At 53.1% G+C, this 11763-nt stretch carries 12 protein-coding genes; 7 read left to right on the plus strand and 5 right to left on the minus strand.

Annotated features, from left to right (window positions below):
* The 3 genes from C0623_08370 to aroF all read right to left on the minus strand — a co-directional run bounded on the left by C0623_08370 (window position 1) and on the right by aroF (window position 2901).
* Complete coding sequence (locus C0623_08370) at window positions 1-360, minus strand: molecular chaperone DnaK (protein ID PLX99815.1); 360 nt, start codon at window positions 358-360, stop codon at window positions 1-3.
* Window positions 361-474: 114 nt separating this feature from the next.
* Entirely contained in the window at window positions 475-1662 is a 1188-nt protein-coding gene (locus tag C0623_08375; protein ID PLX99816.1) for an FprA family A-type flavoprotein, read from the minus strand.
* Between the two features lie 207 nt (window positions 1663-1869).
* Window positions 1870-2901 (minus strand): 3-deoxy-7-phosphoheptulonate synthase, encoded by a 1032-nt coding sequence (aroF, locus tag C0623_08380; protein PLX99817.1) that lies wholly within the window; start codon window positions 2899-2901, stop codon window positions 1870-1872.
* A gap of 196 nt (window positions 2902-3097) precedes the next feature.
* Between aroF and C0623_08385 the strand changes: the two genes are divergently transcribed.
* The 4 genes from C0623_08385 to C0623_08400 all read left to right on the plus strand — a co-directional run bounded on the left by C0623_08385 (window position 3098) and on the right by C0623_08400 (window position 6503).
* Window positions 3098-3412 carry a hypothetical protein gene (locus C0623_08385; GenBank protein PLX99818.1) on the plus strand — a complete coding sequence of 105 codons (315 nt, stop codon included), beginning with the start codon at window positions 3098-3100 and terminating at the stop codon, window positions 3410-3412.
* 17 nt (window positions 3413-3429) lie between these two features.
* Entirely contained in the window at window positions 3430-4131 is a 702-nt protein-coding gene (trmB, locus tag C0623_08390; protein PLX99819.1) for a tRNA (guanosine(46)-N7)-methyltransferase TrmB, read from the plus strand.
* Window positions 4124-5335 (plus strand): tRNA pseudouridine(13) synthase TruD, encoded by a 1212-nt coding sequence (locus C0623_08395; protein ID PLX99820.1) that lies wholly within the window; start codon window positions 4124-4126, stop codon window positions 5333-5335. The genes trmB and C0623_08395 overlap by 8 nt, the downstream gene beginning before the upstream one ends.
* Window positions 5336-5672: 337 nt before the next feature.
* A complete protein-coding gene (locus C0623_08400) occupies window positions 5673-6503 on the plus strand; it encodes a sugar phosphate isomerase/epimerase (GenBank protein PLX99821.1) in 831 nt (276 codons plus the stop codon).
* Between the two features lie 14 nt (window positions 6504-6517).
* Here the strand turns inward: C0623_08400 and C0623_08405 are convergent, their stop codons facing one another.
* Entirely contained in the window at window positions 6518-6967 is a 450-nt protein-coding gene (locus C0623_08405; protein PLX99822.1) for a universal stress protein, read from the minus strand.
* Window positions 6968-7281: 314 nt separating this feature from the next.
* Here C0623_08405 and C0623_08410 point away from each other — a divergent pair, with 314 nt between their 5' ends.
* Window positions 7282-8064, plus strand: coding sequence for an IclR family transcriptional regulator (locus tag C0623_08410; GenBank protein PLX99823.1), 783 nt, complete (start codon window positions 7282-7284; stop codon window positions 8062-8064).
* 350 nt (window positions 8065-8414) lie between these two features.
* Window positions 8415-9242, plus strand: coding sequence for a carboxylesterase (locus C0623_08415; GenBank protein ID PLX99824.1), 828 nt, complete (start codon window positions 8415-8417; stop codon window positions 9240-9242).
* Here C0623_08415 and C0623_08420 read toward each other — a convergent pair.
* Window positions 9199-9804, minus strand: a complete 606-nt coding sequence (locus C0623_08420) for a dephospho-CoA kinase (protein PLX99825.1) — start codon at window positions 9802-9804, stop codon at window positions 9199-9201. The genes C0623_08415 and C0623_08420 overlap by 44 nt on opposite strands.
* Here C0623_08420 and C0623_08425 point away from each other — a divergent pair.
* On the plus strand, window positions 9803-11749 hold the full coding sequence (locus tag C0623_08425) for a long-chain fatty acid--CoA ligase (protein PLX99826.1): 1947 nt from the start codon (window positions 9803-9805) through the stop codon (window positions 11747-11749). The two genes, C0623_08420 and C0623_08425, sit on opposite strands and share 2 nt — an antisense overlap.
* The last annotated feature ends 14 nt before the right edge of the window (window positions 11750-11763 follow it).

The following is an 11763-nucleotide window of genomic DNA, read 5'->3' on the forward strand; positions in this document are numbered from 1 at the left end:
TCAGCTTTTTCGTTCCCGGGAGGTCTGGCAATCGATACAGAAGGGAGCTTCCGGACGGGCTTTGAGACGGGCGAGTTCGATCGCCTCCTCACATTCAAGACAGAAACCGTAAGCTTCCGATTCGATCCGCTGCAGCGCTGCCCTGATCTGCTTGAGCCGTTGCGCGGCAACCTGCTGGCTCGCCTGTGACATGCTCTGTTGCTGCAGTGCATCCATCCGGGAAAGCCGGCCTATCGGCTGTTCGAGCGAAACCGGCTTTGATCCGTTCTCGGAATTTTCGATCAATCTTTCGAGCTCGGCCCGGCGAGTCAGCAGCAATGCCTTAATTTCATCAATCTGTCGGAGATCAAATTCAGTCATAAGATCTCCATATTAATACAGTTCCGGGCCAACAACCAGACCTTGATCACCCGAAACACAAAAAGACCGGATTTGAAGTCCGGTCTTTTTGTGAAACAAGGGTTGCAGGGCCGGCTACTCTTCACAAAGGACCGCTCCGGCAACCTGGTCAGCAAACTTGCGACAGGACTCCATATTCTCGTCCGTCGGCGTGAAGCGGAACGAGAGTGAATCGGCTGCCAGTTTGAATTTAAGACCGGCCAACCGCTGTTCGACCATCTTGACCGCTTCGCCGCTCCAGCCGAAGGAGCCGAAAACCGCAGCGAGCCGGCTGTTTGGAGTGACCGAGGATATCAGCGACAGGGCGTGCCAGACATGCGGCGGTGCATCTCGCTGAATCGTCGGTGTCCCGATCAGGAGAACATCGGCCTGTTCAAGAGCATTGCGATAATCATCATCGCGCATATCACTCAGACCAAAACGGATCACTTCAAGCCCTTGCCCCTCAAGTTCTTTTTGCACGACGTCAGCCATATCTCCGGTATTGCCGTGGCTCGACAGCACCGCCATCACCGCCTTTGGTTTTTCGCCCCGGGGTGGCGGTGCCGCCCAACGCTTGTAGGCACTGATTGCACCTTTACCGGTTTCGCGCCGGATCGGCCCGTGTGAAGGGCAGACCATCCTGATCGGCAATCCTTCAAGCTTGGCCGTCGCATCACGGATCTTGTCCTTGAACGGCCGCATGATACAGTCAAAATAGAAAAAGAAATCGTACGAAAAATCAGCAATCTGATCATCGAAAATTTTGTCCGGACAGTAATGCGAACCGAAGGCATCACACGGAAAAAGAAGTTCGTCCTCAACCAGGTACGTGAACATGGTGTCGGGCCAATGGAGATAGGGAGCGAGAATGAACCGGAGGGTTTTCCCTCCGAGATCGACCTCTTCACCTTCACTGACAACATGACAGTTGAAATCGCGATTGAGCAGCTGCTTGAGGAAATTCTCGGCCGCCTTGGTGCAATAGACGGTAATATCCGGATTGGCCTCGAGGAGGTTAACGACCGAACCGGAATGATCCGGTTCGGTATGATTGACGACAACGATATCAACCTTGGCCGGATCAATTTTCTCGCCAACCTTTGCCAGGAAATCGTCGGCAAAAGTTGCCTTGACCGTATCAATCAGAGCCGTTTTCTCCGATCCCTGAATCAGGTATGAGTTATAAGTCGTCCCGTTGTGTGTCGGGAACAGATCATCAAAAACCTTAAGGTCCGGGTGTGGAACCCCGACCCAGTGTACGGCATCACAAACTTCAATCACGGCCTTGTCGAGAATTGCAAACTCTCCTTTACAAGAATTAATTACTAATTCGGATAACTATAATCACTCTTCGGCATTCTGACAAGTCCGGTCATCGAAATATTGCCGGATGACGGTGAAGTCGTCGACTCCGGCAAGCAGTAGCTGCGCTGATATCTCAACCGCGGCAACGGCACCAGCTTTCTGACCCACCAGAAATCAGCATGATTACGCTTCAGGCGAATCGGGCTGATTGACAAGAAAATCGATGAGTCTGCCGGTCTCTTTCATAAAGCTGCCGAACTCAACGCCCGGCAAGCTTTGGGCGCCATCGCAGAGCGCCTTGTCCGGATCGGGATGAACTTCAACCATGATGCCGTGGGCACCGGCCACCAGGGCGGCCCGGGTCATGACCGGAACCAGTGAGCGTTTGCCGGTCGCGTGGCTCGGATCGACGATAATCGGCAGATGAGACATTTCACGGATCAGCGGTACGACTGACAGGTCAAGAGTATTCCGGGTCGCTTTTTCAAAAGTCCGGATTCCCCGTTCGCAGAGCACGACCTGGCGATTTCCTTCAGCCAGCAGATACTCGGCCGCCGCAAGGAACTCTTCTATCGTCGCACTCATCCCCCGTTTGAGCAGAACCGGCTTGTCGACCCTGCCGACTTCTTTCAGCAGGTCGAAATTCTGCATGTTGCGGGCGCCGATCTGAAGCATATCGGCACATCGACAAACATCGTCAAGCTGATCGATCCGCATCACTTCTGTGACCACCGGCAACCCCGTCGCCGCTCCGGCGCGACGCAACAGCTCGAGCCCCTCAACACCGAGACCCTGAAAGGAATGCGGTCCGGTCCGGGGCTTGAATGCGCCGCCACGCAGAATACCGGCCCCTGCCTTTTTAACCTGCTCGGCAGCAGCAAAAATCTGTTCTTCGCTCTCGATCGAACAGGGACCGGCCATTATCACCGGCCGCTGCCCATCACCAATCCGGACGCCGGCAACATCGACCACCGATGGTTCCGGATGAAAATCCCTCGATACCAGCTTGTATGGCTTGCTGACATGAATAACTTCACGAACTCCCGGCAACTCACGGATTGTCGTATCATCAACATAACCCTGGTTACCGAGAACCCCGATCGCCGTTCGCAGGCTCCCGGGAATCGGCTCGGCCCGCAGACCCATCGCCTGAACAGCAGCTTCAACAGCATCGATCTCGGCATCGGTGGCGTCGTGCGCCATGACAATCAACATCAGATTTCTCCCTTGCAGTCATTCAACAAACGATCCGGCCCAGGTTCAAACCGGCAGAGTCTAAGATTATCCGGCAACACTGAAGAATGCAACTGTTTCCACTTTTATCTGTTTGGCAAAATGGCCGTTTTCAAGTATCCTTGATGACCCCGGACGCCAACGAAGGCCGAGGCCTGTCCGGTAAACGGAGCCCCCGATGAAACTCTTCGCAGGTATTACGATAACGGCGCTGGTTCTGCTGGCGCAGCCGGTTGAAAGCCGGACCGATGACAGTGCAGCCCTGCGCCTGATCGCCACCCAGGGCTGCCGTGGATGCCATGTTATTGCCGGTCTGGGCGGCAACTTCGGGCCGAACCTGGATCAGGTCGGATCCCGGCTGAAACGCTACCAGATTCAACAGAAGCTGATCGATCCCAAAACCGACAACCCGGAATCGGTCATGCCCGACATCAGGCACCTCTCGCTGGAGGAGCAAATCGTATTGTCCGATTATCTTGCCAGTCTGAAATAACCGTACACGGAACCACGATGACCCAACGAATGATTGAAATAAACTCGCCGTATTTCATTCCGGAAGAGCAGCTGAAATCAGCGGAACCGCTGGCCCGGTTGTTCCCTGGGGATCAGCCGATTGCTCTCGAAATCGGCTGTGGAACCGGCCATTTTGTTGCCGAATTGGCCACAGCCAACCCGGGGACCAATTATATTGCTATCGATATTTACAACAAGGGCTGTTACAAGACCTGCAAAAAAATCGAGGCGCAGGGTCTCGAAAACGTACTGGTGATGCGGATCGAAGCACGCTACCTGCTGACCCACTACATCGAAAAACAGAGTCTGGCCGCTGTCTACATTAACTGCCCAGATCCCTGGCCGAAAAAGAGGCATCGCTCGAGACGACTGGTCAATGAGTCATTCATGGAACTGCTTCTCCACTATCTGGAACCGGAAGGAGATTTCTACTTCAGCACCGATTTTACCGACTATGCCGAACAGGTTGGGGGCATGCTGCCGAATGCCAGAGGGTATCAAAATTGTCTCGGGACGCCATGGGTCAACCATCTGCCGAATTATCCGATTTCAAAGTACATGCAGCGTTTCCTTGATCGCGGACAACCGATCTATTTCATGCATTACCGAAAACTGGGCAACGTGTCCCTATCCGAACTCTCACAACCCGAGATCCTCTGCGGCTTCCGCTCCCGCTGGGGGCGGGCCGGCAATGAGTGAGCATTATCTCACAGCGGAGATTCCGGGAACTGGCGGTACCATCAAGGAGACCGCTGATGATTTCCATGTCGAGGAGATTCCGCTTTACCAACCTTCCGGCGAAGGAGAACATCTCTACCTGACCGTTGAAAAGAAAGACCTGACGACCCAGCAATTGCTGCGTCATGCCGCCCAAACTTTCAAGGTCCAGGAACGGGAGATCGGATATGCCGGGCTCAAGGACGCGAAGGCGACAACCATCCAGACAATCTCTCTGCCGCTGGTTGAACCGGACCAGGCGGAGCGGATAGAAACCGGGCAGATCAGTATGGTTTCGGCGCGGCGGCATCGCAACAAGCTGCGGCCCGGGCATCTGCTCGGCAACCGCTTTCAAATCCGGATTGCCGATCCGGAGCCGGATGCCCTGGAGCGGGCCCGAACAATTCTCGAGATCCTCGAAAAGAGAGGGATGCCGAACTACTTTGGCCGCCAACGTTACGGGATTCTCGGCAATTCCCATCTGGTCGGTCGATCGATCATGAAGCAGGATTACGAAACAGGTTGCCGCCTGGTGATCGGCGACCCGGAATTGATCGAACATCCGGCCTGGAAAGAAGCCGCTGAGCTGTTTTTATCAGGCGACCTGCAAAAGGCAGTTGAGCGCCTTCCCCGACACTGCCGTTACGAACGGCAGGTTATCACCGACCTCATCCGTGGACGCAGCGCCAAAAAGACACTCCTTGGTCTGCCGCGCAACATGCTCAGGCTTTACCTTTCAGCCTGCCAGTCTTCCCTGTTCGACCGAATCATCGACATGCGTCTGGCAACAATCGATAAAATCTGGCCTGGCGACATCGCCTACAAGCACCAGAATGGAGCCTGTTTCAGAGTTGAAAACGAATCGGCCGAACAGCAGCGGGCCGACAGCTTTGAAATCAGTGCAACAGCTCCCCTTTTTGGCCATAAAACCATGCTGGCCAGAAGCCAGAGCGGGATCATTGAAGAATCCCTGCTCGAAAAAGAAAAATTGCAGTTGGGTGATTTCAAACTTGGCCGCGGTCTCGACATGCCGGGAGAACGCCGGCCGATTCGTATCCCGGTTTCCGACATTGAGATCGAGATGGAGCAGAAAGATCTGTTACTTCGATTTGCTCTTCCAAAAGGGAGCTTTGCGACCAGCCTGCTGCGGGAAGTAACGAAATCCATTTCTCCGCACATTCAATGACGCCCGGTTACGGGTAAACATAATTGAACACTGGTTCTGCATGTTTGTGCAGTTGCATTTCGGTTGCGGACACGAAAACAGTCCCGGGTTCTGATTTTCACAGCAACAGCCGCTTTCTCGCATTCTCTCCAGGGAATCCCTCGTTTATGTAATTTTCAACAATATCAACAGCACGACCATGCTCACGCTGATCCTTGATCAGGTATTTTTAGCGACGGGAAGAACGCATTCAATAATAAAAATCTCACTTAAAGAGCTCCATTAAATTGACACCTGCTTCACTTTTTGCTAAAAGAAATGCGAAAATAAAACGGTTTTTTACTCGGGATAAATACTGATGAAGCTCATTCTTTCCGCCGGATCGCTTTACACCTTGCCGATGCACCATGTTTTCGAACTGGCCCGGCGAACCGGCTTTGACGGAATGGAAGTCATTATCAACCAGGATTTTCAGTACGGCCGCAACCTCGACCTGCTCAATGAACTGAAGCAGATAATGCCGATCACCTCCCTGCACGCCCCGTTCATCATCCTCGACAACTGGGGAAACAAGGTTGACCAGCTGCGCAAAACAGCCGATCTTGCCATCGAGGCCGACATCCCGTTAGTTACATTCCACCCCCCTTCCTGGGCGGCCATGGAATGGAGATTTCTCCGTTTTATGCGTTCGGTTGATGATTTCCAGGAAGAGATCGGCCAGAACCTCGTGACGATTACAATCGAGAACATGCCACACACCGGACCGCTCAAAACAAGTACCTACATGATGAACAATACGCGAAACCTGATTGACTTCATGCAGCAGCACAACCTGTTCCTGACATTCGACACGGCTCACATGGGGACAGCCAACACAAATTTCCTGATCGACTTTCACCAATTTTACGATTCCGGAATGATGCGGCACATTCACTTTTCCGATTACACAAACGGCCGGGAACATCTTTTGCCGGGACACGGTTCATTACCGCTGACCCGGTTTCTGAATCACCTGCGGGAAACCGATTATGACCGGACCATTACTCTCGAATTATCCCCACAGGAATTCCCGGAGGAAGAAGAACTGATTCTTGATGTTCTGGGCGAGGTCCACGATTATTTATGCCGTGAAACGAGAAAAGCGGAAGGGCGCGAAGAGTGCAAGGTCATCCAGATGTATCAGGTGTAGGTTTGATCTCTCTATCAGCGTACAACGTATACCGAAACATGAGCGTGCAATGCAACATCAATCGAAACTGAGCCCTGCAAAGCTCTTTTGACCCGCCCTTTTCCGGATGAGCCGATCACAATCACATCACATTCTCTTTCTTCGGCAACCCTGATAATCTCTTCAGCCGGATCGCCATAGGCAATAACACTCTCAAATCCGATTTCCGCCTCTCGAGCCGCCTTTTCAATGACATAGAACATCTGCTTGCGAATAGACTCATGATCGGAGACCATGCGGTCATCCGGAACAGCAAGAGAATCGACCGCCGGAGCATCCGATTTCGGCAACACCAGGACGGCATAGATGCGGCTCTTGACCCTCCCGCGCGAAATGGTGGCCATCCGCACCGCTTCTTCAGCCGCCTTGTCGGATTGGGGAGAACCATCGATTGCAACAACAATTTTTTTACTCAGATTCAGCATAAGCGCGTTCCGTTAAATGAATTTGGGTTCAATCTAGCGAACGGGCACCAACCTGTCAACAACTCACGGGAGAAAACAAAAAGAGGAAAAAAGTAGCGGTCTGTTGACATTTTTAAAACAACATTTTATTATTCACAAACCAGACATCAGAAGGGAGCTTTATCCGGTTTCAGTCAGCTAGTTGCAAGGGTTCGGTGGCCTGGAACAGATTTCTCATTTTTTGCTTTATATTTGACAACCTCCCACTGATTCCATTATAACTCATCAGGTGTAATGACCTGAATTCAGGAAGGCAAGAGGGGCTCGCAAAACACATGGCCAGAAAAGAAAAATCGGAATATATCATTCAGGCAGTTTCCCATGCTCTCGATCTTCTCGAACAGTTCCACGACGATGTTGACGAACTCGGCGTCACCGAACTGAGTAAAAGGTTGAAACTGCACAAGAACAACGTCTTTCGCCTTCTGGCAACGCTTGAATCGCGCGGTTATATCGAACAGAACCGGGCAACCGAGAACTACCGTCTCGGCCTCAAGTCCCTTGAACTCGGCCAGACCTTTATCAAGCAGATGGGCTTGCTCCGGCAAGCCAAGCCGATTCTCGAGAAACTGGTCGAGGATTGCAACGAGACCTCCTATGTCTCGATTTTCAAGGAAACGCATAGCGTTTACCTGGACGTTATCGAAACAGATCTGACGGTTCGGGTCGTCTCCCGGGTCGGCTCTCGGTTGCCAGCCTACTGCACCGCCTCTGGGAAAATGCACCTTTCACATTTATCGGAAGAGGAATTGCTGGAAATATTCCCTGACGAGGAGATGAAGTCATTTACACCGAACACCCTCGCCAAACGTTCCGATCTCTTTGCCGAGCTGGAAAAAATTGCCGCGCAGGGTTACGCCATCGACAACGAAGAACTCGATCCGGGTGTCCGTTGTATCGCTGCTCCGATTCGCGACTACACGCGCCGGATTGTCGGCGCGATCAGTATCTCCGGCCCTTCGATGCGCCTGACCGACGAACGGATTGAAAATGAGCTCATCCCTCTCGCTGTCAAATCGAGCGAGGAGCTTTCAACCCGCCTCGGCTTCCACAAGTAGTACGAACCTGGGTATATTTCAAAAGGCCTTTCCATACAGCGGAAAGGCCTTTTTTATAAAAAGACAACACATCACCCGTTCGCACCTTCCCACTCAAGAATCCGGCACATCCTGGCTATAGCTACTGACCGAAACTCTCGCGATTCTTTAGACCTGCCCCCCCAGGCTCAATATCCCGACCAGGCCTCCTGCAATGATTAGCAAGGCCCATGACACCCTATCCTAATTGACAAAACCGCCGACACTGATAAACTTGAACTGTATAAAATTACTGCAAAAATCAGCTTTTTCCATGCAGAAACGTATCATTTTACGGGACCTGAAGAGAGCATAAATGCGACCATTCAGATATGAGTGAACCGAACATTGAACCGTTAACAATATGTGCCGACGATAAGCGGGTCAACCTGCCGGAGAACATGCCTTTCCGCATATCCGGCTCGGCCGGAAACCGGGTCGGCATCCTGCTGGTTCACGGTTTTACAGGCTCGCCCTGGGAAATGCGGGCAATCGGCCGTGACCTTGCCGGCTCAGTCGAGCAGGTACTGGCAATCCGCCTGCCTGGGCACGGAACAACAGCCGAAGATCTGTCTGCCCGAACATACAATGAGTGGCTGTCAGCGGTCGAGGAAGGTTACCGGAAACTTGCCTTATCCTGCGATCACGTTATTGGTATCGGGCTCAGCACCGGCGCCCTGCTGCTTTTGTTGTCTGCAGAATCATGCCCTTACAGCGGACTGGTTCTGTTGTCACCCTACATCCGGCTGCGCCAGTTTCTGGCGCGTAATGTCGGGCTGCTGAAGTACGTATTCAAATACAACCGCCGGCCGATAGAAGCTGAATACTCACCCTATTACTATCGGGACCGCCCTCTTGCCGGAGTGCACCAGATCAACCGCCTGATTAAACGGGTCAAAAAAGTTCTCAAGCGGATTAAGATGCCGGTTTTAATCGCCTCGGCCGCCGGCGACATCACGGTTGACGCCGGCAGTGCCATAACGATTTACAACCGGACCGGGAGCCACAGAAAGGAATACTACAGGTTTGGCAAAGAAGTGCCACATGTCCTGACGACGCCGCAGAATCCGCGGCTGGATGTTATACTGGAGATAACGAGACGGTACGTAACGGCCCTTACTCCGGAGCGCGCCGGGTCAACTCCCGATAAAGCCGCCTGACCTGCGCTTCTGTTTCGACCAACGAGCCGGAATTGTTTATGAGGTAATCGGCCCGGCGTATCTTTTCGGTTAACGGCATCTGGGCAGCAACACGGGCTGTCGCCTCGGCATGATCGATTCCGTCACGCGCGATCAGGCGCTGCAGCTGAATTTCCGGTTCAACGGTTACGACCAGGACCTGATCGACCCGTGATTCAGCGCCGGCTTCAAAAAGGAGCGGCGCTTCATAAACGATCAATGGATAATCGGCCGCCGCCTGCAGATGTGAAAGCTTTTGTTCAGCCAACCGCCCGATAGCCGGGTGGGTAATTCGGTTCAACATCGCACGGGCCGCCGGATCGAAAAAAACGATACCAGCGAGGGCATCCCGATTGAGCGTCCCGTCGGCATTAAGGATCGATTCACCGAAATAAGCGCACAGTTGCTGCAGAACCGCGGTGCCGGGGGCAACCGCTTCACGCGCAATATCATCTGCACTGACAGATACGGCACCGAGCTTGACCAGCATTTCAGTTACGGAACTTTTACCGGTGGCGATACCACCGGTGACACCAAGAACCATGACGCGTCTTCCTCCGGATACGGATTCATTGACAGCGTTTCATTTTAAGTATTCGCTGTCAAGTCTGGTGAGCCATCCATCGGAAGATACGGAAAGTGAGGTTAACATGAGCGATACTCTTATCCGCATGATCCTGCGCCAGGCCGAACGTTACGGTTCACGGCCGGCGCTCCAGGAGAAAGTTGACGGCCATTACAAGGATATAAGCTGGCAACAGATGGCCGACCAGTCCAGGATATCGGCCCGGGCCCTGCTTTCCATGGGGCTTGAGCGCGGCGACCGCGTCGCCATCATGGCCCCCAATTCTCCCGATTGGGTCTACGCCGACCTGGCTGCTCTGAGCTGCGGTGCCATCAGCGTCCCGGTCTATCACACCGAGGGTTTGTCGACCCTTAAACATATCATCAATGACTCCGGCAGCCGTTTTCTGTTTCTCGCTTCACCGTTTCTGACCACGGAACTCGCCGAACAGTGGGAAGATTTTGCGCCGCTGGAAAAAGTCATTCTTTTTGAAGGAGAGACCGAACACGACAACTTCATGTCGCTTGAATCGTTCCGCCAGCAGGCCGATTCTGTTACCGACAGCCGGGTCGATCAACTGGTCGACGCCGGCAAAGGTGAAGATCTCGCCACCCTGGTCTACACCTCCGGGACAACCGGCACACCAAAAGGAGCGATGTTGACGCATAACAACATCCTCTCCAATATCGAAGCCTGCAGTCAACTTTACGATATTTACGATTCCGACACCTGCCTCTCCTTTCTGCCGTTGTCACACATCTTCGAAAGAATGGCGGGATACTACTTCATGCTGAGCAAAGGGGTGACCATTGCTTACGCCGAAAACATCGATTCGGTGCCGCTCAACCTGACCGAGGTCCGGCCGCAGATTGTCATCAGCGTTCCGCGTCTCTATGAAAAAATGTTTGCCCGGGTCATGGAACGGGTTCTGGCCGGCCCCTGGGTGCGCAAGCAACTCTTTTTTGCGGCCCTGAAGATAGGTCGCGCTCACGTTAACCGGCTACTGTCCGGGCAGACCGATCCCCTACCGCTGCGGATCGGCATTGCCGCTGCCGGCAAGCTGGTGTTTTCCAAGCTGCATGAACGGCTCGGCGGAAATCTCCGTTTCTTTATCTCCGGTGGCGCTCCACTGGTCAGGAATGTCGCCGAATTCTTCCTTGCCGCCGGCATCCCGATCTACGAGGGATACGGTCTTACCGAAACATCGCCGGTGCTCGCCGCCAACAAACCGGACGGCATCCGCCTCGGTACGGTCGGCAAACCTCTCCCCAACACTGAGATAAAAATCGCCGATGATGGCGAGATTCTTGTTTCCGGCCCCGGTATCTTCCAGGGTTATTGGCAGAACGATGAAAAGACAGGCGAGGTTTTGACGGATGGCTGGTTCCATACCGGGGATATCGGCGAAATAGACGACGATGGATTCCTCAAGATCACCGATCGCAAGAAAGACCTGATCGTCACCGCCGGCGGCAAGAACATTGCCCCACAGTATCTCGAAAACCTGTTCAAGACTGACAAGTACCTGGCCAACGCGATGATCTACGGCGATGACAAGCCGTACCTGACAGCCCTGCTCGTACCGAACTTCGACAACATTGAAAAATACGCCGATTACAAGAAGATTGACTACCTTAACCATTGCGATCTCGTCAATCACCCCCGGGTGCTGGACCTGATCCGCCGCCGTGTCGATAAAATCCAGGATGAACTCCCCTCGTACAACCGGATCAAGCGTTTCACCCTGATCAACCGGGATTTCAGTTCAGATGAGGGCGAGGTAACGCCAACGCTCAAGGTCCGAAGACGTGAAGTTTCGAATAACTTCAAAAAAGTACTTGAAGGTATGTACGTGGCCGAAGGGCACGGTAAACACGATGCCGGATTCTGCGTTATTGAAAATAGCGAAAGCGAAGACAAGTAGCCGGCCATATTATA

The organism is Desulfuromonas sp. (assembly GCA_002869615.1).
Taxonomy (GTDB): Bacteria; Desulfobacterota; Desulfuromonadia; order Desulfuromonadales; family UBA2294; genus BM707.

Coding starts and splice junctions, on each gene's coding strand:
- C0623_08370 (PLX99815.1), bottom strand. CDS start 360: ATGACTGAATTTGATCTCCGACAGATTGATGAAATTAAGGCATTGCTG.
- aroF (PLX99817.1), bottom strand. CDS start 2,901: ATGTTGATTGTCATGGCGCACGACGCCACCGATGCCGAGATCGATGCT.
- C0623_08385 (PLX99818.1), top strand. CDS start 3,098: ATGAAACTCTTCGCAGGTATTACGATAACGGCGCTGGTTCTGCTGGCG.
- trmB (PLX99819.1), top strand. CDS start 3,430: ATGACCCAACGAATGATTGAAATAAACTCGCCGTATTTCATTCCGGAA.
- C0623_08395 (PLX99820.1), top strand. CDS start 4,124: ATGAGTGAGCATTATCTCACAGCGGAGATTCCGGGAACTGGCGGTACC.
- C0623_08400 (PLX99821.1), top strand. CDS start 5,673: ATGAAGCTCATTCTTTCCGCCGGATCGCTTTACACCTTGCCGATGCAC.
- C0623_08405 (PLX99822.1), bottom strand. CDS start 6,967: ATGCTGAATCTGAGTAAAAAAATTGTTGTTGCAATCGATGGTTCTCCC.
- C0623_08410 (PLX99823.1), top strand. CDS start 7,282: ATGGCCAGAAAAGAAAAATCGGAATATATCATTCAGGCAGTTTCCCAT.
- C0623_08415 (PLX99824.1), top strand. CDS start 8,415: ATGAGTGAACCGAACATTGAACCGTTAACAATATGTGCCGACGATAAG.
- C0623_08425 (PLX99826.1), top strand. CDS start 9,803: ATGACGCGTCTTCCTCCGGATACGGATTCATTGACAGCGTTTCATTTT.
- C0623_08420 (PLX99825.1), bottom strand. CDS start 9,804: ATGGTTCTTGGTGTCACCGGTGGTATCGCCACCGGTAAAAGTTCCGTA.